The organism is Planosporangium thailandense, assembly GCF_011947195.1.
Lineage (GTDB): Bacteria > Actinomycetota > Actinomycetes > Mycobacteriales > Micromonosporaceae > Planosporangium > Planosporangium thailandense.
Genome location: NZ_JAATVY010000001.1, coordinates 153,907 through 178,592, shown reverse-complemented (window position 1 = coordinate 178,592; position 24,686 = coordinate 153,907). Strand labels below are relative to the sequence as shown.

Genomic DNA, 24,686 nt, shown 5'->3' with positions numbered 1-24,686 from the left:
TTCGCCGCGTCTTCGCCGCGTCTTCGCCGCGCGAACCGGCCCGCCGCGGTGCATACTCCCCCGGGGGGAGGGAGCAGCCATGGCGGCACCGGTACGGCATCCTGGGTGGCCAAGGCCACCGTTCACCGTGGACACCCTGTTCACGCTGCCCGACAGCGGGCTGCGTTACCAGGTGCTCGAAGGTGACCTGATCGTCTCGTCCGCCGCGCAGCCGCGGCACAACCTGGCCGCCGACCGGCTGCGGGCCGCCATCGCGGCCGCCCTGCCGCCCGACGCCGAGGTGATCCGCAACAGCGCGGTACGGCTGCCCAACGGCGACGGCCCGATACCGGACCTCCTGGTCACCACGGCCGATCCCGACGAGTCCCCGCACGGCATCCCCGCCGCGCTCATCCACACGGTCGTCGAGGTCGCCTGTCCACAGGCGACTCCGGCCAACCGGGTGACCAAGCAGTGGCTCTACTCGGCAGCGGGCATTCCCTGCTACTGGCGGGTGGAGCTGCGACCGTGGTGGGAGGACATGTGCCCGGCGCCGGCGATCGTCGTCCGGATGCTCGGCGAGGACGGCGACTGGCGGACCACCCTGCACCCCGCCGGTGAGACGGCGGCCCTGCCGCTCCTGGTCGGCCGCAGCCGGCTGCTCACCGTCGAACTGGACCCGGCCACCCTCGTCGGCCGCCGGGCGTCGACACCGACCGGCCCGTCCGCGCCGCGGACCCCGGCGCAGGCGTGGGCGGTCCGCACGTGAGGAGAGGCCTTAAACCTCCACGACGGTCGGCACGATCATCGGGCGGCGCCGGTACTTCTCGTTGACCCAGCGGCCGACCGTACGGCGCACGATCTGCTGAAGCTGGTGCGGATCGGTGATGCCGTCCTGCGCGGCGCGGTCGAGCGCGTCCGTGACCAGCGGCAGCACCTCCTCGAAGATCGCCGGGTCCTCGGAGAAGCCCTTCGCCGACACCGTCGGGCCGCCCACGACCTTGCCGTTGACCGAGTCGACGATGACCGTGGCGGCGATGAAGCCGCCGTCGCCCAGGATGCGCCGCTCGGTCAGGAGCGACTCCCCCACGTCGCCGACCGCGAGGCCGTCGACGTAGACGTACCGCGACTTCACGTGGCCGACGAGCCGCGCCTGGCCGTCGACGAGGTCGACCACGTCGCCGTCCTCGCACAGCACGACCCGGTCGGCGGGCACGCCGGAGTCGATCGCCAGACGCGCGTGCGCCCGCAGGTGCCGCCACTCCCCGTGTACGGGCATGAAGTTGCGCGGTTTGACGACGTTGAGCAGGATCAGCAGCTCACCGGCTGCCGAGTGGCCGGACACGTGGACCTTGGCGACGTCTTTGTGGATGACCGTGGCGCCGGCGCGCGACAGCTGGTTGATCACTCGGTACACGGCGGTCTCGTTGCCCGGCACCAGCGACGACGCGAGGACGATGGTGTCGCCCGCCTCGATCGTGATGTGCCGGTGGTCGCCGGTGGCCATCCGCCCGAGCGCGCTCATCGGCTCGCCCTGCGATCCGGTCGACATGAAGACGATCTCGTCATGGGGCAGGGTGGTCGCCTCGTCCAGCCCGACCACGAGCCCGGCCGGGATGCGCAGCAGGCCCAGGTCGCGGGCGATGCCCATGTTGCGCACCATCGACCGGCCGATGAAGGCGACCTTGCGGTCGTGCGCGACGGCCGCGTCGAGCACCTGCTGTACCCGGTGCACGTGGGAGGCGAACGACGCGACGATGATCCGGCCGCGGGCGGAGTCGAAGATGGTGTCGATGACCGGGCCGATCTCGCGCTCCGGCGTGACCACGCCCGGGACCTCGGCGTTGGTGGAGTCCGACAGCAGCAGGTCGACACCCTGCGCCCCCAGCCGCCCGAAGCCGGCCAGGTCGGTCAGGCGGCCGTCGAGGGGCAGCTGGTCCATCTTGAAGTCGCCGGTGTGCAGCACGGTGCCGGCCGGGGTGGTGATGGCGACCGCGAGCGCGTCCGGGATCGAGTGGTTGACCGCGAAGAACTCCAGGTCGAAGTGGCCGAGCCGCTCTTTGCGCCCCTCGGCGACGGTCAGCGAGTACGGGGTGATGCGCCGCTCGGCGAGCTTCGCCTCGACCAGTGCCAGCGTGAACTGCGAGCCGACCAGCGGGATGTCGGACTTGTGCGCGAGCAGGTAGGGCACCGCGCCGATGTGGTCCTCGTGGCCGTGGGTGAGCACGATCGCCTGAATGTCGCCGAGGCGGTCGAGGATCGACTCGAAGTCGGGCAGGATCAGGTCGACGCCGGGCTGGTCGACGTCGGGGAAGAGCACGCCACAGTCGACGACGAGGAGCTGGCCGTCGTACTCGAACAGGGTCATGTTGCGACCGATCGCGCCGAGGCCGCCGAGCGGCGTGACGCGCAGCGCCCCCTTCGCCAGCGGTGGTGGCGGTGCCAGGTCGCGGTTTTGCTCGGTCACTCGGTCGCTCCCAGGTGGTGCGTCGACAGCGCGTGGGACTCGATCGCGGCGGCGGTCACCGCGTCGCCCAGCGTCAGCCCGGCGGCGGCGCAGTCCTCGCGCAGCCGGGCGATCTCGGCCGGGCTCGCCTCGCACAACGGCGGGCGGACCGGGCCGGCCGGCAGCCCCTGCAGCATGAGCGCCGCCTTGGTGAGGATGACCCCCTGGGTACGGAAGAAGCCCTCGAACACCGGCAGCAGCTTGTGGTGCAGTTCGAGCGCCCGGGCGGCGTCGCCCGCCTCGTACGCGGAGATCATGTCCTTGGTGGCGCTGCCGAACAGGTGGGTCGGCACGCCGACCACCCCGACGGCACCGATCGACAGCAGGGGCAGCGTCAGCTTGTCGTCTCCGGAGTAGACGGCGAGGTCGCAGCGCTTGGTGACCCAGGCTGTCTCCACCAGGTCACCCTTGGCGTCCTTGACGGCCACGATCCGCTCGTGCTCCGCCAGCCGCACCATCGTCTCGGTCTCGATCGCCACCCCGGTGCGCCCCGGGATGTCGTAGACCATCATCGGCAGGCCGCACTGGTCGGCCACGGTCGCGAAGTGGTACTGCACGCCGCTCTGCGGCGGCTTGTTGTAGTAGGGGGTGACCACGAGGATGCCATGGGCCCCGGCCTTCTCCGCCGCGCGGGCCAGGTCGACGGTGTGCCGGGTGTCGTTCGTGCCCACCCCGGCGATCACGTGCGCCCGGTCACCGACGGCTTCGAGGACGGCACGCAGCGTGGCGTCCTTCTCCGCGTCGGTGGTCGTGGCCGACTCGCCCGTGGTGCCGTTGACCACGATGCCGTCATTGTTCTGCTCGTCGACCAGGTAGGTCGCCAGCCGCGCCGCGCCGTCGGTGTCCAGGGAGCCGTCCGGCTTGAAGGGCGTGACCATCGCGGTGAGGAGTCGTCCGAACGGTCGGCGCGGGTCGAGAGAACTAGCGGTCATAGCTCACAACCTAGCGTGCGGGCGTCGCCCTCGATTTCTGCCCTCAAGATCCGCATCGGATCACGCCTCCCACGCGTACGGGCTCGCCGCGATCTCCGTGCCGTCGGCGAGCGTGGAAATGGCAAAGTCCCCGAACGCGTTCGGCGCCACCCGCTGCAGCTCGCGCAGGCAGGCCACCGCGACCTGCCGCATCTCCACGTCGGCGTGCTCCGTGGCGCGCACCGCGACGAAGTGGCGCCACGCGCGGTAGTTGCCCGTCACCACGATGCGTGTCTCGGTGGCACCGGGAAGCACCGCCCGCGCCGCCTGCCGGGCCTGCTTGCGGAGCAGCGTGACCGCCTGCCCGTCCGGGAGCTTGCGCTCCAGCCCCTCCAGAATCTCATGGTAGGCGCGCACGCTCGCCTCCGCCGCCGCCACGAACTTCTTGTGCAGTTCGGGGTCGGCGGCGATGACGTCCGGCTCCACGATCTCGGCGTCGGGTTCGCCGAGGTAGCGGGGCGACAGCTCGGAGAACGACAGGTGTCGGTGGCGTACCAGCTGCTGGCTCAGGGCCCGGGAGACGCCGGTGAGGTAGAAGGTGGCGACGCCGTGCTCGAGTACCGACAGGTGGCCCACCTCGATGAGGTGCCGCAGGTAGCCGGCGTTCGTCGCGGTCGCCGGCACCGGCTTGGACCAGGACTGGTAGCAGGACCGGCCGGCGAACTCCGCGAGCGCCTGCCCACCGTCGGCGTCGGTGGACCAGGGCACGTCCTCGGGCGGCTCGAAGTGCGTCCACCCGATCATCCGTACCCGCGGAGCTACGACCTGAGCCACGGTTGCCTCCTTCGTACGACGGGATCAGGCTAGTCGCCCGGCCGGCGACGCACTCATGATGTCTTCTAGACGCTTGACTGACGTCATTTGTGACGTCATAGTGAAGGCATGGATCTGACGCCATACCTCGAAACCCTCCGCCGGGACCTGGCCTCGGCGGCCGCCCCCGGCGGTCCCGACGTCGCCCGCGCCGCCGACCTGCTCGCGGGCTCGCTGGAGGCCTCCGTCCGGCTGTGCCTGCTGGAGGTGCTGTCCGACGCGACCGCGGAGATCACGACCCAGCTGGACGCCGCGAACGTCGAGGTACGGCTACGCGGCCGCGAGGCCGACCTCGTCGTCACGGAGACTCCCCACCTCACCGCTCCGACCCCACCCCCGCCACCGTCCGGCGAGACGGGCGACCTCGCCCGCATCACGCTCCGGATGCCCGAGCCGCTCAAGGAGCAGGTCGAGCAGGCCGCCACCGCCGAAGGGGTCTCGGTCAACGCCTGGCTGGTGCGCGCCATCACCGCAGCGCTGTACGCCGGCCCGCACCGGCCCCCCGTCCCGCCCATGCCGCCCATGCCACCCGCGCCGCCGCGATCACCCCGCGGGCAGCGCGGCCGCCGCATCACCGGCTTCGCCCAGTCCTGAGCCAGCCCGAGGAGACCACGATGTACGAGTTCGACTGCCCCGCGCCGGTCACGCTGTCGTTGCGGATGGCCGCCGGCAACGCCGAGATCTCAGCCTCCGACCGCCGCACCGCCACGGTCGAGGTCAGCCCCGCCGACTCGAGCGAAGCCTCCCGCGACGCCGCCGCCCGCACCCGGGTGGAGCTGCGTGACGGCACGCTGCACGTCGAGGCGCCGGAGTGGACCGGTTGGCTGTTCCGCCGCGGCCCCCGGCTGCGGGTCGAGGTGCGCCTGCCGCAGGACGGCGACCTGACCGTGAAGACCGCCTCGGCCGACGTCCACGCGACCGGCCGCTACCGCCGCGCGACCGTGGCCAGCGCCTCCGGCGACACCTCCGTCGAGCACGTCACCGGCGACGCCGCCCTGAACGCCGCCAGCGGCGACCTCCAGGCCGCGCGGGTCGACGGAAACCTGAAGCTCAACTGCGCCTCCGGCGACATCACCGTCGGGTACGTGGGCGGCGACACGTACGCCCACTCCGCCAGCGGAGACGTCGCCATCACGCACGCGGGCGGGTCACTGCGGGCCACAACCGCCTCGGGCGACATCCGCGTAGGTACGGTCACCGCCGGCACCGTGCGCGCGAACTCCGCCTCCGGCGACGTCGCCATCGGGGTCGCCGCCGGCATCGGCGTGTGGCTGGACCTGTCGTCGATCTCCGGCGACACCCGCACCGACCTGACGATGCCGGCAGGCCACGGCGACGCGTCGGCCGCCGCGCTCAACCTGCAGGTGCGCACCGTCAGCGGCGACATCGACGTGCACCGGGCGATCGAGCACGCCGCCGCATGACGACGGCGTGCCGCTGACGGCCGGCCCGCCGGCCGTCAGCGGGGTCGGTGGCACAGCTCAGACGTAGAACCAGGTGAACGGCGCGAACGGTAGGTTGCGCAGCACCGAGAAGACCAGCCACGCGCCGAGGAACACCGGCAGCGTCAATGGCGGGATCCGCAGCGCGGGCAGCACGTCCCGCTTGAAGATCAGCTTGGCCGACCAGGCTATGTAGACGTACAGCAGGAACGGCACCGCGAACACGAACAGCGCATGGTTGCGGGCGGCCTGTGGCAGGTTGCCGTGCAGCAGGTACCAGAACGCGCGGGTGCCACCGCAGCCCGGGCAGTCGAAGCCGGTCGTGAGCTTGAGTAGGCAGGTGGGCGAGGCGTACGCGCCGGGCGTGGTCGGATTGTTGACCAGCACGTAGCCCACCGCGCCGGCGAAGCACGTGGCGATCGCGGCCGGAGCGGCCCAGGCCGGAGAGCGTGCGGCGACCTTGACGACCAGCCGGCTGACCCGTCCGGGCGGCGGCAGGGTGTAGGCCGGCCCCGGCGGACAGCTCTCGACGTGCTCGGTGGTCGGGCTCATGACTGCCTCGCCAGAGGTCGAAGGGCCGGTCTGCGGTGAAGGATCGACTTCACGGTACACCGACGGCCTCCTACCCAGCGGCCTCGCCCGTGCGGAGCGCGGCGGCCAGCTGCGCGGCGAAGTCGCCGCCCTCCGGCGCCGCGACCGCGTCCAGCTCCAGCCACCCGGCCAGCCGGCGCAGCTCGGCGGCCAGCGCCTCGGCCACCTCGCCGGGGCGCGGGTGGCCTCGGCCCGCCCGGCCCGTCGGCGTCGGCTCGATCCAGGCGGCGGGCACCCGCAACACCCCCGCCGGCCGGTCAGCCTTGAGGTCGACCCGGGCCACCAGACGGTCACCGAACAGGAACGGGAGCACGTAGTAGCCGTGGACGCGCTGGGCGGCCGGCACGTAGATCTCGATCCGGTAGCGGAAGCCGAACAGCCGCTCCGTGCGCCCCCGCTCCCACACCAGCGGATCGAACGGGCTGACCAGGGTCGCCGCGTGGACCCGGCGCGGCAGCCGAGCCTCCGGGTGCAGGTAGGCGGGCTGCTGCCAGCCCTCGACGGTGACCGGCAGCAGCTCGCCCGCCTCGACCAGCTCGCCGATCGCGGTCCTGGCGGCCGCCACCGGCAGCCGGAAGTAGTCACGGAGGTCCTTCTCAGCCGCCACGCCCAGGGCCCGGGCCGCGACCCGGACGAGGTCGCGCTGCGCGTCGGCGGGCGCCGGGGTCGGGGCCTCCAGCACCGCGCGCGGCAGCACCCGCTCCGGCACGTCGTAGACGCGCGCCCACGCGCCGTTGCGCCGTGCGGCCATCACCTCGCCGGACCAGAACAGCGCCTCCAGCGCCGTCTTCACGTCCGACCAGTTCCACCCCCAGTGCTCCCGCCGGACCGGGGCGTCATCCTCGATCTCGGCGGCGGTCAACGGCCCCCTCGTACGCACCTCGTCGAGCACCCAGCGAACCAGGTCCGGGCGCTCCCGGCTGATCCGGGACACGCCGCCCCACGCGTGGCCGCCCGCCATCCGCCAGCGCAGCGCGGGCTGCAGGGAGACCGGTATCAGCGACGCCTCGTGCCCCCAGTACTCGAACAGCTCGCGCGGCGGCCGGTAGGCAGCCCGGTCGAGCAGGTCCCGCGGGTAGGGGCCGAGCCGGCTGTACAGCGGCATGTAGTGGGCCCGCATCAGCACGTTGACCGAGTCCATCTGCAGCAGGCCGACGCGGCGCACCACCCGGCGCAGATGACGCAGGTCGATCGTGCCGGTCGGCCGGCGGTCGGCGAACCCCTGCGCCGCGAGGGCGATCCGCCGCGCCTGCGCCAGGGAGAGCGAGGTCGGAGTGGGGACGGCGGACAGCGGCGCCGGCTCCGCCGGCGCGGTCGCATCCGAGATCGTTTCGAGCACCATCGACGCCGAGAATATCCACCCGGTCCGACGAAACCCGGTGGACCGGGCGGGCCGGCCGGAGCTACAAACGCCGGTATGACGCCGATGTCGGTCCGGCCCGCCACCGTCGACGACGCACAGGCGATCGCCGGCCTGCACGTCCGGTCGTGGCAGGCCGCCTACCGCGGCCACATGCCGGACAAGCTGCTCGACAACCTCGACCCGGCCGTGTGGACGGCCCGGTGGCGCCGCGGGCTGGAGCACCCCCGCCCGGCCGAGACGACCTTCGTCGCGATGGCCGGCGCCCGCATCGTCGGCTTCGCGACCGCCGTTGACGCGGAGAACGGCGAAGGCGCGGTCTCCGCCATCTACGTGGACCCTCCGTCGTGGGGCACCGGGGCGGGGCGGCTCCTGATGGACGCGGCCGTCGCCCACCTCACCGGCGGGGCGCGGCCGCGCGTCGTCCGCCTGTGGGCGCTCGACGGCAACGAACGGGCCCGCCGGTTCTACGAGCGGTACGGGTTCACGATCGACGGCGCCCGGGGAAGCCACACCGTCGGCGGCGCGTTCGAGGTGCCGACCGTGCGCTACACCCTCCAGCCCGGCTGAGCCGGCGTACCGGCCCGTCCGTACGCTGTCCAACCGTGGCACTGGGGTACGTCCGGCCCGCGCGCCCAGACGAGGCCGGCGAGATCGCGCGCATTCAGCTCACCACCTGGCAGGTGGCCTACCGCAGGCTCATCCCGCGCCAGGTGCTCGATGAGCTGGACGCCGGCTGGCTCGCCGAGCGGTGGCGTGAAGCGATCACCGCACCGCCGTCACCCCGGCACCGGGTACTGATCGCCATCGAGCAGGCCGAGGACTCGAGCCAGGCGACCGCTCATCCGGTCGGATTCCTCGCCGCCGGTCCGGCGGACGAAGCGGCGCTCGCACCGGGCGAGGAGCCGCTGGCCGTCGACGTGGTGGCCGTGACCGACCTGCTCGTCGAGCCCAGGTGGGGCCGGCGCGGGCACGGCAGCCGGCTGCTGGCGGCGGCCGTCGACCTGTGGCGCTCCGACGGATTCCAGACCGCGGTGGCCTGGGCCTACGACCGCGATCCGGCCACCCGCGGCTTCCTCGGCTCGGCCGGGTGGGAACCCGACGGCGCGCGTCGGGCCCTCGACGTCGACGACCTTCTGGTGCCGCAGTTGCGGCTGCACGTGGACCTCACTCCGGAGCCGGCGGAGCCCAACGCCGGGTAGCTACCGGGCGCCGAACACCGAACGCCGAACACCGCACAGCAATGTGCGCAACATTGCGGCCTCACAGCGATCGGAGGCCGCAATGTTGCGCACATTGCGCGGATCTTGAGGGCGCGGATCTTGAGGGCGCGGAAGGCTAGTCGAGCAGCGGGCCGAGGCCGACGGTCAGGCCGGGGCGCTCGATCACCTTGCGTACGGCCAGCAGCACGCCCGGCATGAAGGACTTGCGGTCGTACGAGTCGTGGCGGATCGTCAGCGTCTCGCCCGCGGTGCCCAGCAGCACCTCCTGGTGGGCGGTCAGGCCGGTGGCCCGGATGGAGTGGATCCGTACGCCCTCGACCAGCGAGCCGCGGGCACCGGCCATCTCCTCCTTGGTGGCGTCGGGCATCGCCGGCATCCCGGCCCGGGCCTCGGCGATCATCTCGGCGGTGCGCACCGCCGTGCCGCTGGGCGCGTCGATCTTGTTCGGGTGGTGCATCTCGACGATCTCGACCGACTCGAAGTGCCGCGCCGCGCGGGCGGCGAAGTCCATCATGAGCACCGCGCCGACGGCGAAGTTGGGCGCGATGACCACACCGAGGTCGGGCTTGTGCGTGAGCCACGACCGCACGCGGCTCAGGCGTGACTCCGAGAAGCCGGAGGTGCCGACGACCACGTTGATGTTCTGGTCGATGCACCAGTGCAGGTTGTCCATCACGACATCGGGAGTGGTGAAGTCGACCACCACGTCGGCGCCCGCGTCGGAGACGTTGAACAGCCAGTCACCGTCGTCGACCATCGCGACGAGTTCCATGTCGCCGGCGGCGTCGACCGCCTTGCACACCTCGGTGCCCATACGGCCCCGGGCGCCCAGTACGCCTACTCGGATAGGTTCACGCTCGTCGTCCACGGAGCCCAACTTAGTGCACGCGGCGCTTGCGGACCTATACGACAACGCCCGAGAAGTCGTGATCGTCGAACGGACCGATCACGGCCAGCGACGCGGGATTGACGAGGACCTCGGCCGCGACCGCCCGGACATCGTCCGGCGTCACCGCGTCGATGCGCGTGAGCAGTTCGTCCACGGTGAGCATCTCCGGATAGAGCAGCTCCCCCTTGCCCAGCCGGCTCATCCGCGAACCGGTGTCCTCCAGCCCCAGCACGAGCGAGCCCTTGAGCATGCCCTTGCCCCGGGCGACCTCGGCGTCGGTGACGCCGTCGGCCGCGACCTTCGCCAACTCGTCGCGCACGATCGCCAGCACCTCGTCGACCTTGCCCGGCGCACAGCCGGCGTAGACGGCGAACAGCCCCGAGTCGGCGAACTGCGAGGTGTACGAGTAGACCGAGTACGCGAGCCCCCGCCGCTCCCGGATCTGCTGGAACAGCCGGCTGGACATGCCGCCGCCGAGCACGTTGTTGAGCGCGCCCAGCGCGAACCGCCGCTCGTCGTCCCGGGTCAGCCCACGGCAGCCGAGCACCACATGCGCCTGCTCGGTGTCCTTGTTCTGCACCTTCACCTGGCGCCCGGCCACGGGTACGAACGGGGCGCGCGGCCGCCCGAGGGCCGGGACCCCCGACCCGTCGAAGGAGCGGCTGCGGGCGAAGGCGGCCGCGACCCGGTCGACGACCTCGGCGTGGTCGAGGTTGCCGGCGGCGGCCACGACGATGGTGGGCGCGCCGTACCGGCCGCGGTAGAACGCGTTTATCTGATCGCGGGTCAGCGCCGAAATCGTCTCAACCGTTCCCGAGATGCGCCGCCCGAGCGGGTGGTCGCCGTACACGGCGTCGGAGAACAGGTCGTGCACCTCGTCGCCGGGCTCGTCGTCGACCATCGCGATCTCTTCGAGGATCACGCCGCGCTCGGTCTCCACGTCGGGCTCGGCGAGCACCGAGTCCGCGACGAGGTCACACATCACGTCGATGGCCAGCGGCAGGTCACTGTCGAGCACCCGCGCGTAGTAGCACGTGTACTCCTTGGCGGTGAACGCGTTGGTCTCGCCACCGACCGCCTCGATCTCCGCGGAGATGTCCAGCGCGCTGCGCGTACTCGTGCCCTTGAAGAGCAGGTGCTCCAGGAAGTGGGAAGCGCCGGAGAGCTCCGGCGCCTCGTCACGTGAGCCGATCGACACCCAGATGCCGAACGACACGCTGCGCATCGCGGGGATCGCTTCGGTCAGGATGCGCAGACCGCTGGGCAGCACGGTACGACGTACCGTGCCGCCCAGCGCATCCGCCACAGGCGTGTGCGCCATCTCGTCGGTGATCAGCTGTGCCGCTGGCGCCGACGCCGCGGCTCGCCACCCTCGCCGGGCTGGTCGCCGGCGGAACCCTCGCGCTGCGGGCGGTCACCGCGCTCGCGGCTGGGGCCGCGGTCGGCGCGCTCGCCGCGGTCGCGCGGACCCCGGTCGCCCCGGTCGCGACCGGCCGGACGCTCGCCACCCTCGGCCGCGGCCGGCGCCTCTTCGCCCTCCGGCCGCACCTTGTCCAGGTAGATCTTGCCGCGCTGGTCGATTTCGGCGATCTGGACCTCGACCTTGTCGCCGACGTTGAGGTAGTCCTCGACCTTCTCGACCCGCTTGCCGTCGCCGACCTTCGAGATGTGCAGCAGGCCGTCCCTGCCGGGCAGCAGCGAGACGAACGCCCCGAACGGCGCGGTCTTGACGACCGTGCCGAGGAAGCGGTCGCCGACCTTGGGCAGCGTCGGGTTGGCGATCGCGTTGATGCGCTCGACCGCGGCCTCGGCGGCGGGGCCGTTGGTGGCGCCCACGTAGATGGTGCCGTCGTCCTCGATGGTGATGTCGGCGCCGGTCTCGTCCTGGATCGCGTTGATCATCTGACCCTTCGGGCCGATGACCGCGCCGATCTTGTCGACCGGGATCCGGATCGTGGTGACCCGCGGCGCGAACTCCGACATGCCGGCCGGGGCGGCGATCGCCTCGTCCATGACGTCGAGGATCGTGTGCCGGGCGTCGTGCGCCTGCTGGAGCGCGCCGGCCAACACGTCCGACGGGATGCCGTTGAGCTTGGTGTCCAGCTGGAGCGCGGTCACGAAGTCACGGGTACCGGCGACCTTGAAGTCCATGTCGCCGTACGCGTCCTCGGCGCCGAGGATGTCGGTGAGCGTCACGTACTGGGTCTTGCCGTCGACCTCGTCGGAGATCAGACCCATCGCGACGCCGCCGACCTGGGCCTTCAGCGGCACACCGGCGGACAGCAGCGCCATGCTGGACGCGCAGACCGAGCCCATCGACGTGGAGCCGTTGGAGCCGAGCGCCTCCGAGACCTGACGGATCGCGTACGGGAACTCCTCGCGCGACGGCAGCACCGGGATGAGGGCGCGCTCGGCGAGCGCGCCGTGGCCGATCTCGCGCCGCTTCGGCGAGCCGACGCGGCCGGTCTCACCGGTCGAGTACGGCGGGAAGTTGTAGTTGTGCATGTAGCGCTTGGTCTTGGCCAGGCCCAGCGTGTCGAGGGTCTGCTCCATGCGCAGCATGTTGAGGGTGGTGACGCCCAGGATCTGGGTCTCGCCCCGCTCGAAGAGCGCCGAGCCGTGCACCCGCGGCAGCACGCCGATCTGGGCGGAGAGCTGACGGATGTCCTTCGGCCCGCGGCCGTCGATGCGCACCTGGTCGCGCAGGACCCGGGTACGCACCTCCTGCTTGATCAGCGAGCGCAGCGCCGGGCCGATCTCCTTCTCGCGCCCCTCGAAGCGGGACGCCACGGCCTCGAAGGCCTTCTCCTTGATGCGGTCGAGCGCGTCCTCCCGCTCGGCCTTGCCCGCGATCCGCAGGGCCTCGGCGACGTCGTCGCGCACGGCCTCGGCGACCGCCGCGAAGACGTCGTCGGAGTACTCCAGGAAGACCGGGAACTCGGCCACCGGCTTCGCCGCGACGGCGGCCAGCTCGTCCTGGGCCCGGCACAGCTCGCGGATCGCCGGCTTGGCGGCCTCCAGGCCGCTCGCCACGACCTCCTCGGTCGGCGCCGTCGCGCCGGCGGCGACCAGGGCGACGGTGTGCTCGGTGGCCTCCGCCTCGACCATCATGATCGCGACGTCACCGTCGGGCAGCGTGCGCCCGGCGACGACCATGTCGAAGGTGGCCCGCTCCAGCTCCTCGTTGGTCGGGAACGCCACCCACTGCCCGTCGATGTAGGCGATCCGGGTGGCGCCGATCGGGCCACTGAACGGCAGGCCGGACAGCTTGGTCGACAACGACGCGGCGTTGATCGCCACCACGTCGTACGGGTGGGAGGGGTCGAGCGCGAGCACCGTCTCGACCACCTGGACCTCGTTGCGCAGGCCCTTGACGAAGCTGGGGCGCAGCGGCCGGTCGATCAGGCGGCAGGTGAGGATGGCGTCCTCGCTGGGGCGCCCCTCACGGCGGAAGAACGAGCCGGGGATGCGACCCGCGGCGTACATCCGCTCCTCGACGTCGACGGTGAGGGGGAAGAAGTCGAACTGTTCCTTCGGCTGCTTGCTGGCGGTCGTCGCGGAGAGCACGACGGTGTCGCCCAGCTGAGCGATGGCGGACCCGGCGGCCTGGCGTGCGAGCCGGCCGGTGGAGAAGGTGATCTCCCGAGTCCCGAAGCTGCCGTTGTCGATGACGGCGCGGCTGCTCTGCGTGCCGAGGTTGCTACCTTCGGTCATGGTGAGCTTTCACTCCTTAGAGGGTCTTCGGTACACCCGCTAGGGAGCCGGTCCGCGGCCGGTCTTCGATCGAAGCTCTCGGGTGGGTTGTGCGTGTTCCTCCCGGAAGCCACTACCGAGGACCGGTGCGCGATACCCCCCGGCGGCTTTCGTACCAGTCTGACATTACGCGTAAGGGGAGCGACCGGTAAGAACACGGGCCGCTCCCCCTCACGAGGTACTACCGACGGAGTCCGAGGCGCTCGATCAGCGAGCGGTAACGGGCGATGTCGGTCTTCTGCAGGTAGTTGAGCAGCCGACGACGGCGGCCGACCAGCAGCAGCAGGCCGCGCCGGCTGTGGTGGTCGTGCTTGTGCGTCTTCAGGTGCTCGGTGAGGTCGGCGATGCGCCTGGTGAGCATCGCAACCTGGACCTCGGGCGACCCGGTGTCACCCTCGGCGGTCGCGTACTCGGTCATGATCTGCTGCTTCACAGCGGCTTCGAGCGCCATGATCTCCCTTACTGTTCGGGCGTTGACGGTCCGCACCCACGGCGTCGTGCAGGCACGCGGACCCACGCCAGTTACCCGGCGTGATCTCAAGCCTAACAAACTCCGGGACAGAACCTGACGTCAGCCATTGACGCGCGGCGTCATCCGGCGACGATCCGGACAAACCACCCACCGGTCCGGCTAAGCCGGCGCGTCCGCCAAGCGGGGCGGACGCGCCGCCCGTGACCGCGCGGAGCGCCACAGCGGCCAGCCGACGGCGACCGCGACGATCACCGCGGAGAGGTGCCCCACTGAAGTGACGTCCAGCGCCGGCAGGCCGAGAAACGCGTTCGGGGCGAACAGCGCGAAGCCGGCGGCGGCCGGTAGCCGCTGCGCGCCGAGCCCGTAGAGGGCGCCGGCGACGAGCGCGCCGGCGACGACGTACGAGGGGCCGACGTCGACGATGTACCGGTCACCGGCTGGCGCCCGGCCGCCGGCGATCCGGTACGCGAGGATGCCCTGGCTGATCAGCGTGCCACCCACGTGCGCGGCCACGACGAGCGCGGCGGTCCGCCAGTTCCCCAGCGCCCAGTTCGTCACGCCGAGCCCGATCAGCGCCGTCAGTGCCCAGCCGGCCAGGCCGCCCTCGGTGAACAGCCCCGACACGACCAGGGCCGGCAGCGGATGGTGGCGGAGGTTGTCCAGGTTGGTGCTGGTCCACCCGAGCCAGGCCTGGCGGCCGTCGGGCGAGCGGGTACGGAAGGCCAGCGTCGTCGCGACGAGCGCGACGACGTAGGCCAGCGCCATCCCGGCGCGGGCCGGTACCTGGCGGACCAGCCCGCCCAGGGCGGGCCTCATCCCGCAAGCGCCTCGCGCGTCTGCGCCACGTCCTCGTCGATCTGCGCCACCAGCGGCTCGATGGCGGAGTACGTGCGCTGCTCGCGCAGGCGCACCACGAAGTCGAGCGCCAGCCGCTCACCGTAGAGGTCGCCGTCGAAGTCCAGCACGTACGCCTCGACCCGGCGCTCACGGCCGGAGAAGGTCGGGTTGGTGCCGATCGACACGGCGGCCGGCAGCCGCTCGCCGCGCCCGCGCACCAGCCACGCGGCGTACACGCCTTCCGCCGGCACCGCGGCGTGCTCGCTGGTGAGCAGGTTCGCGGTGGGGAAGCCCAGCTCCCGGCCGCGCCGGTCACCGCGGACCACGACCCCCTCGACGCGGTGCGGTCGGCCGAGCGCCCGGGCCGCCGCCTCGACGTCCCCCGCGTCCACGCACGCGCGGACGTAGGTCGACGAGAACACCGTGGAGCCGTCGGCGAGCAGGGGCGCCGCCTCGACCCCGAAACCGAAGGTCCGGCCCAGCCGCCGCAGCAGCTCGATGTCGCCGGCCGCGCGGTGGCCGAAGCGGAAGTTGTCCCCCACCACGACGAGCGCCGCGTGCAGGTGGGTCACCAGGACGTCGTGGACGAACTCCTCGGCCGGCAGCCGGGAGAAGTCCAGCGTGAACGGCTGCACGCAGAGCGCGTCGACCCCGAGCTGCTCGATCAGCTCGGCCTTGCGGGCCGGCTCGGTGAGGACCGGCGGGTGCGAGCCGGGCCGTACGACCTCCGACGGGTGCGGGTCGAACGTCACGACCACCGACTGAACGCCCAGTTCCTTCGCCCGCTTGACCGCGTGCCCGATCGTCTCCTGATGACCGCGGTGCACGCCGTCGAAGACCCCGATCGTGACGACCGAGCGCCCCCAGCCGGGTGGCGCCGCGTCGTACCCCCTCCATCGCTGCATGGCGGAAAGACTAACCGGCCGGGCTGAGTACGATCTCAGCCTTCGCCCGGCCGTCGCGCTCCGACACGATCGCGATCACTTCGCCGTCGGGTCCGAACACCGCGTACGGGCCGGCGATCCCGATCGCCTCCAGCGGGCCGCCGTGGCCGAGAACCCTGGCTTCGTCGGCGTCGGCGTCGCGGCGGGGGAAGAACCGGGCCGCGGCGGCCGACATCGGCAACGTGACCGGGTTGTCCCGCTCCGCCAGCGCCTCCAGCGTGTCGGCCTCCGCGATCGTGAAGCCGCCGACGGCGGTGCGCCGCAGGGCCGTGAGGTGCCCGCCGACGCCGAGGGCGGCGCCGAGATCGCGGGCGATCGCCCGGATGTAGGTGCCCGACGAGCACTCCACGTCGATGTCGAGGTCGAGCCGGTCGCTGTCGGTGCGGCGCAGGTCGCCGAGCACCAGCCGGGACACGGTCACCCGGCGCGGCGCGAGCTCCACCTCCTCGCCGGCGCGTACCCGCTTGTACGCGCGCTGCCCGTTGATCTTGATCGCGCTGACGGCGCTCGGCACCTGCTCGATGTCGCCGGTCAGGTTGACCAGCTCAGCCCGTACCCGGTCCTCGGTGACGCCGGCGGCGGACGCGGTGGCGGTCACGTCACCCTCGGCGTCGTCGGTGACGGTGGCCTCGCCCAGCCGGATGGTCGCGCTGTAACGCTTGGTGCTGCCGATGACGTACGTGAGCAGGCGAGTGGCCCGCTCCACGCCGACGACGAGCACTCCGGTCGCCATCGGATCAAGGGTGCCGCCGTGCCCCACCCGCCTGGTGTGAGCCAGGCGCCGCACGCGGGCGACGACGTCGTGAGAGGTCATCCCACCCGGCTTGTCGACGATGACCAGGCCCCCCGGGCCCGGTGGCGCTTGCTTCCTCACGGGGACCAAGCTTCGCAGATCGGTTAACGCACCACACCGACGACCGCCCACCGGTCCGAACGGGTCCGCGCCAGCAGCGCCACGAGCCGGATCACGATGAACAGGGTCAGGCCGGCCCACACCCCGGGCAGTCCGAGCCGCAGCCAGTACGCCAGCCAGATCGCGGGCAGGAAGCCGCCGAGGGCGGCCACCATGGTCAGGTTGCGCATGTACCGGACGTCGCCCGCGCCGATCAACACCCCGTCGAGGGCGAACACCACGCCGGCGAGCGGCTGCATGCAGACGAACCAGGGCCAGGCGAGCATCGCCTGGGCGAAGACCTGCGGGTCGCCGGAGAACAGCCGGGGCAGGACGCCCGCGCCGGCCCCGATCACCACGGCGAACCCCGCGCCGGAGGCGAGCCCGATGCCGGCGATGCGGCGGGCCAGGCTCCTGGCCTCGGTAACCTCGCCGCTGCCGAGCGCGGCGCCGACCAGCGACTGCGCGGCGATGGCGACCGCGTCGAGCGCCATCGAGCAGAACATCCACAGCTGCAGGGCGACCTGGTGCGCCGCGAGCGCCGCGGAGCCGAACCGCGCGGCCACCGTCGCCGCGGAGATGAAGCAGGCCTGGAAGGCGGCGCCGCGCACGAGCAGGTCGCGCCCGAGGACGAGCTGGCGGTACAGCACCGACGGGCGCGGCCGCAGCGACACCCGCTCGGCGACGAGTGCGCGTACGAACAGCGCGCCGGACAGCGTCTGCGCCGTCGCGTTGGCGATGGCCGACCCGATCAGCCCCACGCCGAACCCGTAGACGAGGACCGGGCAGAGCACCGCCGACAGCAGGTTTGCGCCGAGGACGTAGTACATCGGCCGTCGGGTGTCCTGCACGCCGCGCAGCCACCCGTTGCCCGCGGTGGCGAGCAGCAGCCCGGGCGCGCCGAGCGCGGCGACACGCAGCCACCGGGCCGCGCCGGCGGCCACGTCGGCGTTGTCACCGGCGAGGGCGTGCGCGACGGGGCCGGCGAGCAGTTGCGCGCAGACGGCCATCAGCAGGCCGGCGGCGAACGCGAGCCAGGACGCCTGCGCCCCTTCGGCGACGGCGCCGGCACGGTCGCCGGCTCCGTACCGGCGGGCGGACCGGCCGGTGGTGCCATAGGCGAGGACGGTGCCCAGCCAGGCGGCGACCGACAGGACGTTGCCGCCGATGGCAAGCGACGCGAGCGGCGTACGGCCGAGGTGGCCGACGACCGCGGTGTCGACGAGGACGTAGAGCGGCTCGGCGGCGAGGACGACGAGCGCCGGCAGGGCGAGCGCGGCGACCCGACGGAAGCTGGCGGTGGTGCTGGCTGGGGCGGTCATCGCCCCGGATACTGACACGGCCTAGGTAAGGCCGACAAGCCAGATCATTACTTACAGGTACTCCACCGGGGGGACGCCGCGGTCACCGATGCACCGCGGCGCCACGCGGGCGGACGGTCAGCCCCGCCGGTCCATCGACATCTGCAGCGCGGCGCGGGCCTGCTCCCGGATGTCCTTGGTGGTGGCCTGCGGTTTGGGCTGGGCCTTCTGCTGCTCAGACATGACAGGTCTCCTCGAACGTCGTATTCACGGCTGATGCGCCGGACCTCGCCTGGCCGGGGTCGCCGGCCGCGGGCGTCGCCCCGCGGGAGCCGAGTCGACGGGGTGGGTCGACCCTCACAAACCGAGTGCTGTGGTGCGCGCGCTGCCGCGCCTCCGGCTTCATCGGCCGGGTCGACCCGGGTGGGGCCGCCTCCGCTGCGATGACGACGGGACACGTCGAGCGGTACATCGTCTAAGCTAACGTTAAGTTTCACATCGTGCGCCGACTTCCCGCCATCCGGGACGACTGTGGGCAACACAACAAAGGGCTCGCAGGGTACGAACCCTGCGAGCCCTTTGTGATCGTGAACTGGTTTCCGCGCTAGCAGCCGAGCACCTGCCGGCGCCCCGGACGGGCCGGCCGTCAGCCCTCAGCCGTGGTCTCGGCTGGCGAGAGCGTCCTCGTCTTCGTCTTCGTCGGCACCCTCGTCGATCCGGTACGGCTGGGGGTCACCGGCGTACTTCGCCCCTGCCGCCCGACGCTGCACCTCGGCGTCGGCGCTGCGCGCGGCGGCCAGCAGCTCGTCGATGTGCTTGGCCTGGTCCTGCACCTTGTCGAGGATGAACGTCAGGGTCGGCGAGTGGCGAAGCCCCAGCGCCTTGCCCACCGTGCTACGAAGCATGCCCTTGGCGCTCTCGAGCGCGGCCGCGGTGCCCGCCTCGGCGGCGGCGTCACCCAGGACCGTGTAGTAGACGGTCGCCTCACGCAGGTCCGCGGTGATCCGCGCGTCGGTGATCGTGATCATGCCGAGCCGCGGGTCCTTGATCTGGGTACGCACCACCGACGCAACCAGTTCCCGTACTCGCTCGGCATGCCGGCGCAGCCGTGCCGGATCCGTCATGTCGCTCACCTCCGCGTGTCGACCAACGTGTCGACACTACCTGGGACGGGTCAGTCGTCGTCGCCGTGCAGACGCCGACGCACCGACAGCAACTCGATCTCCGGACGGCGCACGACGGCCTTCTCGCACGAGTCGAGAACCTCCGCCACGTGGCGGACCTCGGCGGCCACCACACCGACCCCGATCTCCGCTCGCCCGTGCAGGTCGAGCGCGCCCACCTCGGCCGCCGAAACCTCGAACTTTCGGAGCGCCGCGATGATCGGCCGCACGTACGACCGCTTGGCCTTCAGCGAACGCGAGTCGTCCGGCAGCAGCATGTCGAAGACGGCGGTTCCGGTGTACACGATCAAATTCTAGATTTCAGATCCGCCAGGGTCGAACGGGTTATGAACGCGAACGGCCCCGGGGCGCGAAGCCCCGGAGCCGTTCACCGTTGACATCGGTCAGCTGCGCGGCTTCTCGCGCATCTCGAACGTCTCGATGACGTCGCCGACCTGGATGTTGTTGAAACCACCCAGCGTGACACCGCACTCGAAGCCCTCACGGACCTCGGTCGCGTCGTCCTTGAACCGGCGCAGCGAGGCGATCGACGCGTTCTCCGCCACGACCGCGCCGTCGCGGACGACCCGCGCCTTGGCGTTGCGCCGGATCAGGCCCGACCGGACGATGCAGCCGGCGATGATGCCGACCTTCGAGGAGCGGAACACCTCGCGCACCTCGGCCGTGCCGAGCTGCACCTCCTCGTACTCCGGCTTGAGCAGACCCTTGAGCGCGGCCTCGATCTCCTCGATGGCCTGGTAGATGACGGTGTAGTACCGCATCTCCACGCCCTCGCGCTCGGCCAGCTCGCGGACCCGCTCGGCGTGCCGCACGTTGAACCCGATGATGATCGCGTCCGACGCGCTCGCCAGGTTGACGTCGTCCTGGGTGATCGCACCGACACCACGGTGGATGATCTTGAGCTGCACCTCGTCGGATACGTCGATCTTGACGAGGGCGTCCTCCAGAGCCTCCACCGAACCGGACACGTCGCCCTTGATGATGAGGGCCAGCGAGGTCTTCTCGCCCTCCTTCATCTGCTCGAACAGCGTCTCCAGCGTCGCCCGGCCGCGCGAGTTCGCCATCTGCGCCGCACGGCGGCGAGCCTGCCGCTGCTCGGCGATCTGGCGGACCGTCCGGTCGTCGTCGGCGGCCAGGAAGTTGTCGCCAGCTCCCGGCACCGCGGTCAGACCGAGCACCAGCACCGGACGGGACGGACCCGCCTCGGACACCGGCTGCATGTTCTCGTCGAGCATGGCCCGGACCCGGCCGTACGCGTTGCCCGCGACGATCGAGTCACCGACGTGCAGCGTGCCCTTCTGGACCAGCACCGTGGCGACGGGGCCCCGACCGCGGTCGAGGTGAGCCTCGATCGCGACACCCTGGGCGTGCCCGTCGATCGGCGCCCGCAGCTCCAGCGAGGCGTCCGCGGTGAGCAGGACGGCCTCGAGCAGCTGGTCGATGCCGATCCCCGGCTTCGCCGCGACGTTGACGAACATCGTGTCGCCGCCGTACTCCTCGGCGACCAGGCCGTACTCGGTGAGCTGCTGACGCACCTTGTCCGGGTTGGCCTCCGGCTTGTCGATCTTGTTGACCGCGACCACGATCGGCACCTCGGCCGCCTTGGCGTGGTTGAGCGCCTCGATCGTCTGCGGCATCACGCCGTCGTCAGCCGCGACCACGAGCACGACAATGTCGGTCACCTGCGCACCACGGGCACGCATGGCGGTGAACGCCTCGTGACCCGGGGTGTCGATGAAGGTGATCGCCCGCTCCTCACCCTCGTGCTCGACGTGCACCTGGTACGCGCCGATGTGCTGGGTGATGCCACCGGCCTCGCCCTCGACCACGTTCGCGTGCCGGATCGCGTCCAGCAGCTTGGTCTTACCGTGGTCGACATGGCCCATGACGGTGACCACCGGCGGCCGTACGACCAACCGCTCCTCGTCGATCTCGGCGTCGAGGTCGATGTTGAACTGCGCGAGCAGCTCACGGTCCTCGTCCTCGGGGCTCACGATCTGCACGTCGAAGCCCAGGTGCTCGCCGAGCAGCAGCAGCGTGTCGTCGGAGCACGACTGCGTCGCCGTCACCATCTCGCCCAGGTTGAACATCTCCTGGACCAGCGAGCCGGGGTTCGCGTTGATCTTGTCAGCGAAGTCGGAGAGCGAAGCACCACGCGACAGCCGGACAACCTGACCCTGACCGCGCGGAGCGCCCGAGCTCATCTGCGGAGCAGACAGGTTGTCGAACTCTTGACGCCGCTGCTTCTTCGACTTGCGGCCACGCGTCGGCCGACCACCGGGGCGTCCGAACGCACCGGCTGTGCCACCGCCACGACCACGGCCACCGCCACCGGGACGACCCGCGACACCGGCACCCGCGCCGGGACCACCACCGCCGGGTCCACCCCGGAAGCCGCCGCCACCGCCGCCGCCACCGCCGGGTCCACCCCGGAAGCCGCCACCGCCGCCGCCACCGCCGGGTCCACCCCGGAAACCGCCGCCACCGCCGCCACCGCCACGGAAGCCGCCGCCACCACCGGGACGACCGGCGCCACCACCGGGACCGCCCGGACGTGCCGGCCGCTGGCTGGGCATCTGGGACGGGTTGGGCCGTGGGCCGCCCATGGAGGCCGGGCTGGGCCGCGGCGGCATGTTGGCCGGGTTGGGCCGGGGCGGCATGTTGGCCGGGTTGGGCCGGGGCATGCCGGCCGGCGTCGGCCGCTGACCGCCGCCGACCCCGAACGGGTTGTTACCGCCGCTACGAGCCGGTGCACGACCACCCGGGCGCGGAGCCCCGGGCGTAGGGGTCGCCGGCGGCGGGCCCGGGCGGGGGCCCGGACGCGGACCGGGCGTGGTACCGCCGGCCGGGGGCTCCCGGCGCACGGTCTCACGCTGCCTGGCGGCCTGCTGGGCGGCCTTGACCTGGGCCTCCTGCTCGGCCTTGAGCGCGGCGGCACGGGCTTCCGCCGCCGCCACCTCGATGTCGTGCGCGCTCGCCGGCTGGACCACCGGCGCCTGCGGGCGAGGAGGTCCGGGGACCGGTCCCCGCTTCACCGGGGGGACCGGCTGCGCCGCGCGCTTCGGGGGTGCCGGACGAGCCGACACCTTGGGCTCACCGGCGGGCGCGGCCTTGGCCGGCGCCGCCGGAGCAGCGGGGGCGGCCGGCGCCGCCGGCGCCGCTCCTCCCGCTTCGAAGGCCGCGCGCAGACGGCGGGCGACGGGCGCCTCCACCGTGCTGGACGCGGACTTCACAAACTCGCCCATCTCCTTGAGCTTGGCGAGTACGTTCTTGCTTTCGACCCCGAGCTCTTTGGCGAGCTCGTGTACGCGGGCCTTGCCTGCCACTGCACTCCTCACTCCGAGGCCGGCGGCGGCAAACCCGCGCCGACCTCACTCGTGCACTTGAAGCCTGGTCATCTCAGGGACTTCATCGTGTGCTCATGTCGGTCGTCCTACCTTGCTGGTCCGGGTGGGGCGGGACGCGCCCACCATCGGCGAATCCGAGCGGATCGGCGTGGCACAGACGGTTTCGACCAGCGGACCGGTGTCCAGGACACCGGTGACACGAAGCGCGCGCCCGAAGGCGCGGCGACGTTCCGCCAGCGCGAGACACGCCGGGTCGGGATGAACATGAGCGCCCCGGCCCAGCCGTCTGCGTGCCGGATCGGGCACGAGGCTGAACGCGTCAGCACCCTGTTCGATCGCGACTACCCGCAGCAACTCGGAGGCTGGCACGCGCTTCCGGCAACCCACACAGGTGCGAAACGGCCGAGCAAGCTCGACCGTCGCCGAAAGTGCGCGACGTGCCACTGAGCCAGTCTACCCTCTGGTTCGACCTCGTCGTCAGCCCGCCTCGCCAGCACGATGTGACACTGATTGCGGCACGGTCTCCGTGTCCGGCCGGATGTCGATACGCCATCCGGTCAACCGGGCGGCGAGCCGGGCGTTCTGCCCCTCCCGGCCGATCGCGAGGGAGAGCTGGAAGTCGGGCACGGTCACCCGGGCCGCCCGGTTGACCGGGTCGACGACCTCCACCCGGAGCGCCTTCGCCGGCGACAGCGCGTTCCCGACGAACATGGCCGGGTCGTCCGACCAGTCGATGATGTCGATCTTCTCACCGTGCAGCTCGCTCATGACCGCACGGACCCGGCTGCCCATCGGCCCGATGCAGGCGCCCTTCGCGTTCACTCCGGGCACGGTCGGACGTACCGCGATCTTGGTCCGGTGGCCGGCCTCCCGTGCGATCGCCGCGATCTCCACGGTGCCGTCGGCGATCTCCGGGACCTCCAACGCGAACAGCTTCTTGACCAGAGCCGGGTGGGAACGCGACAGGGTGATCTGCGGTCCCCGGAAACCCTTGGCCACGTGTACGACCACGCACCGGATCCGCTGGCCGTGCTCGTAGACCTCGCCGGGCACCTGCTCGGCAGGTGGCAGGCTGGCCTCCAGCTTGCCCAGGTCGATCGTCACGATGCCCTTCTCGGCCCGGGCCTCGTGCGCCTGGATCACACCCGTTACCAAGTCGCCGTCACGCCCGGCGTATTCCCCGAAGTGGGCCTCGTCGGTGGCCTCGCGCAGCCGCTGCAGGATGACCTGCTTGGCGGTCATCGCCGCGATCCGGCCGAAGTCGTGCGGGGTGTCATCGTATTCGCGCACCACGCCGCCATCCGGGTCGATCTCCTGGGCGTACACGGTCGCGGCGCCGGTCTTACGGTCGATCTCGACCCTGGCGTGCGGGTTCGCCCCATCGGTGTGCCGGTAGGCGGTCAGTAGCGCGGTCTCGATCGCGGCGAGGATCGTGTCGAACGGAATCTCCCGCTCGCGTTCCAGGGCGCGGAGAGCCGCGAGGTCGATGTTCACTCCTCGTCGCCTCCTTCCTCGTCGTCGATCTCGTCGAGCTCATCGTCTGAGAGCTCCGTGATGCGGTTGAACTCGATCTGTACCCGTCCGGGGCCGAGCTCTTCGTACGTCAGCCGGCGCAGCTCGTCGTCGATCTCGAACTCCACGCCGTCGTCGGCGGCGGCCTTGACCCGGCCGACCACGGAGCGGTCGGCCACGGTCACCTTCACCAGGCGTCCGACATTGCGCCGCCAGTGGCGCGGCAACGTCAGCGGCCGGTCGATGCCCGGCGAGCTGACCTCCAGCTCGTACTCCCCCGGCACGAGGTCGCCGCCGGACTCCTCGGCCTCGTCGAGGGCGGCCGAGATGTCGCGGGACAGCTCGGCGACCGCGTCGAGGTTGACGCCCTCGTCGCTGTCGACGATCACGCGTACCTGGTGGCGGCGACCCACCCGCTTGAGTGACAGCGCTTCCAGGTCGTAGCCTGCCGCAGACACCACCGGCTCCACGACCGACCGCACGCGGGAGCGCTGGCCGGCGAGGTCCGTGGCGACGGCCGGCTGCCGCGGCGGCCGGGCACCCGCCCGCTCGCCGGCATGGCGGCGCCGCTGCTGTGGCATGTCCGCGCACCTCCCGCAATCGTCTACCCGAGCCCTGGCGGCCAGCGCCGTCAGACATCTGCAGGCAGCTGAGCCTCCACCCACGTCGA

Annotated in this window: 24 protein-coding genes; 5 read left to right on the top strand and 19 right to left on the bottom strand. The window is 71.8% G+C overall.

The window, feature by feature from the left end; all coding sequences use genetic code 11:
- The first annotated feature begins 127 nt into the window (after positions 1-127).
- Positions 128-748, top strand: coding sequence for a Uma2 family endonuclease (locus HC031_RS00830; RefSeq protein WP_167923169.1), 621 nt, complete (start codon positions 128-130; stop codon positions 746-748).
- Positions 749-757: 9 nt separating this feature from the next.
- Here HC031_RS00830 and HC031_RS00825 read toward each other — a convergent pair whose 3' ends face one another.
- The 3 genes from HC031_RS00825 to thyX are packed head-to-tail and all read right to left on the bottom strand — an operon-like array spanning position 758 to position 4,200.
- A complete protein-coding gene (locus HC031_RS00825) occupies positions 758-2,446 on the bottom strand; it encodes an RNase J family beta-CASP ribonuclease (RefSeq protein ID WP_167923168.1) in 1,689 nt (562 codons plus the stop codon).
- Positions 2,443-3,417 carry a 4-hydroxy-tetrahydrodipicolinate synthase gene (gene dapA, locus HC031_RS00820; protein WP_167923167.1) on the bottom strand — a complete coding sequence of 325 codons (975 nt, stop codon included), beginning with the start codon at positions 3,415-3,417 and terminating at the stop codon, positions 2,443-2,445. The genes HC031_RS00825 and dapA overlap by 4 nt, the downstream gene beginning before the upstream one ends.
- Before the next feature lie 60 nt (positions 3,418-3,477).
- A complete protein-coding gene (thyX, locus tag HC031_RS00815) occupies positions 3,478-4,200 on the bottom strand; it encodes an FAD-dependent thymidylate synthase (protein ID WP_205862151.1) in 723 nt (240 codons plus the stop codon).
- Positions 4,201-4,338: 138 nt separating this feature from the next.
- Between thyX and HC031_RS00810 the strand changes: the two genes are divergently transcribed.
- Together HC031_RS00810 and HC031_RS00805 are read left to right on the top strand one after the other, a co-directional pair.
- A complete protein-coding gene (locus tag HC031_RS00810) occupies positions 4,339-4,863 on the top strand; it encodes a toxin-antitoxin system HicB family antitoxin (protein WP_167923165.1) in 525 nt (174 codons plus the stop codon).
- A gap of 20 nt (positions 4,864-4,883) precedes the next feature.
- Positions 4,884-5,693, top strand: a complete 810-nt coding sequence (locus HC031_RS00805) for a DUF4097 family beta strand repeat-containing protein (RefSeq protein WP_167923164.1) — start codon at positions 4,884-4,886, stop codon at positions 5,691-5,693.
- Positions 5,694-5,750: 57 nt separating this feature from the next.
- Here the strand turns inward: HC031_RS00805 and HC031_RS00800 are convergent, their stop codons facing one another.
- Positions 5,751-6,263 (bottom strand): DUF2752 domain-containing protein, encoded by a 513-nt coding sequence (locus tag HC031_RS00800; RefSeq protein ID WP_167923163.1) that lies wholly within the window; start codon positions 6,261-6,263, stop codon positions 5,751-5,753.
- A gap of 70 nt (positions 6,264-6,333) precedes the next feature.
- Positions 6,334-7,644 carry a winged helix-turn-helix domain-containing protein gene (locus tag HC031_RS00795; RefSeq protein ID WP_167923162.1) on the bottom strand — a complete coding sequence of 437 codons (1,311 nt, stop codon included), beginning with the start codon at positions 7,642-7,644 and terminating at the stop codon, positions 6,334-6,336.
- A 75-nt stretch (positions 7,645-7,719) separates the two neighbouring features.
- Between HC031_RS00795 and HC031_RS00790 the strand changes: the two genes are divergently transcribed.
- The gene (locus tag HC031_RS00790) at positions 7,720-8,232 is read left to right on the top strand and encodes a GNAT family N-acetyltransferase (RefSeq protein ID WP_167923161.1); all 513 of its coding nucleotides are present in this window, start codon (positions 7,720-7,722) and stop codon (positions 8,230-8,232) included.
- Positions 8,233-8,267: 35 nt separating this feature from the next.
- Positions 8,268-8,864 (top strand): GNAT family N-acetyltransferase, encoded by a 597-nt coding sequence (locus tag HC031_RS00785; protein WP_167923160.1) that lies wholly within the window; start codon positions 8,268-8,270, stop codon positions 8,862-8,864.
- A 136-nt stretch (positions 8,865-9,000) separates the two neighbouring features.
- On the opposite strand, the gene dapB is transcribed toward HC031_RS00785, so the two are convergent.
- The 14 genes from dapB to rimP form a co-directional block, all read right to left on the bottom strand.
- The gene (dapB, locus tag HC031_RS00780; RefSeq protein ID WP_277349594.1) at positions 9,001-9,762 is read right to left on the bottom strand and encodes a 4-hydroxy-tetrahydrodipicolinate reductase; all 762 of its coding nucleotides are present in this window, start codon (positions 9,760-9,762) and stop codon (positions 9,001-9,003) included.
- 25 nt (positions 9,763-9,787) lie between these two features.
- Positions 9,788-11,095, bottom strand: a complete 1,308-nt coding sequence (locus HC031_RS00775; protein WP_167923158.1) for a M16 family metallopeptidase — start codon at positions 11,093-11,095, stop codon at positions 9,788-9,790.
- An 11-nt stretch (positions 11,096-11,106) separates the two neighbouring features.
- Entirely contained in the window at positions 11,107-13,488 is a 2,382-nt protein-coding gene (locus HC031_RS00770) for a polyribonucleotide nucleotidyltransferase (RefSeq protein ID WP_167923157.1), read from the bottom strand.
- Positions 13,489-13,708: 220 nt separating this feature from the next.
- Positions 13,709-13,978, bottom strand: a complete 270-nt coding sequence (gene rpsO / locus HC031_RS00765; protein ID WP_167923518.1) for a 30S ribosomal protein S15 — start codon at positions 13,976-13,978, stop codon at positions 13,709-13,711.
- A gap of 180 nt (positions 13,979-14,158) precedes the next feature.
- The gene (locus tag HC031_RS00760; protein ID WP_167923156.1) at positions 14,159-14,815 is read right to left on the bottom strand and encodes a rhomboid-like protein; all 657 of its coding nucleotides are present in this window, start codon (positions 14,813-14,815) and stop codon (positions 14,159-14,161) included.
- On the bottom strand, positions 14,812-15,741 hold the full coding sequence (locus HC031_RS00755; RefSeq protein WP_167923155.1) for a bifunctional riboflavin kinase/FAD synthetase: 930 nt from the start codon (positions 15,739-15,741) through the stop codon (positions 14,812-14,814). The genes HC031_RS00760 and HC031_RS00755 overlap by 4 nt, the downstream gene beginning before the upstream one ends.
- 10 nt (positions 15,742-15,751) lie before the next feature.
- Positions 15,752-16,663 (bottom strand): tRNA pseudouridine(55) synthase TruB, encoded by a 912-nt coding sequence (truB, locus tag HC031_RS00750; RefSeq protein WP_420813576.1) that lies wholly within the window; start codon positions 16,661-16,663, stop codon positions 15,752-15,754.
- Between the two features lie 14 nt (positions 16,664-16,677).
- Positions 16,678-17,994: an MATE family efflux transporter gene (locus HC031_RS00745; protein WP_167923154.1), complete on the bottom strand. Its 1,317-nt coding sequence runs from the start codon at positions 17,992-17,994 to the stop codon at positions 16,678-16,680.
- A 632-nt stretch (positions 17,995-18,626) separates the two neighbouring features.
- The gene (gene rbfA, locus HC031_RS00740) at positions 18,627-19,097 is read right to left on the bottom strand and encodes a 30S ribosome-binding factor RbfA (protein WP_167923153.1); all 471 of its coding nucleotides are present in this window, start codon (positions 19,095-19,097) and stop codon (positions 18,627-18,629) included.
- Positions 19,098-19,147: 50 nt separating this feature from the next.
- Entirely contained in the window at positions 19,148-19,441 is a 294-nt protein-coding gene (locus HC031_RS00735; protein WP_167923152.1) for a DUF503 family protein, read from the bottom strand.
- A 99-nt stretch (positions 19,442-19,540) separates the two neighbouring features.
- Positions 19,541-22,483 carry a translation initiation factor IF-2 gene (gene infB, locus HC031_RS00730; RefSeq protein WP_167923151.1) on the bottom strand — a complete coding sequence of 981 codons (2,943 nt, stop codon included), beginning with the start codon at positions 22,481-22,483 and terminating at the stop codon, positions 19,541-19,543.
- 93 nt (positions 22,484-22,576) lie between these two features.
- Positions 22,577-22,948: a DUF448 domain-containing protein gene (locus tag HC031_RS00725; protein ID WP_167923150.1), complete on the bottom strand. Its 372-nt coding sequence runs from the start codon at positions 22,946-22,948 to the stop codon at positions 22,577-22,579.
- A gap of 33 nt (positions 22,949-22,981) precedes the next feature.
- The gene (gene nusA / locus HC031_RS00720) at positions 22,982-23,998 is read right to left on the bottom strand and encodes a transcription termination factor NusA (protein ID WP_167923149.1); all 1,017 of its coding nucleotides are present in this window, start codon (positions 23,996-23,998) and stop codon (positions 22,982-22,984) included.
- A complete protein-coding gene (rimP, locus tag HC031_RS00715; protein ID WP_167923148.1) occupies positions 23,995-24,597 on the bottom strand; it encodes a ribosome maturation factor RimP in 603 nt (200 codons plus the stop codon). Before rimP ends, nusA begins: the two co-directional genes overlap by 4 nt.
- Between the last annotated feature and the right edge of the window lie 89 nt (positions 24,598-24,686).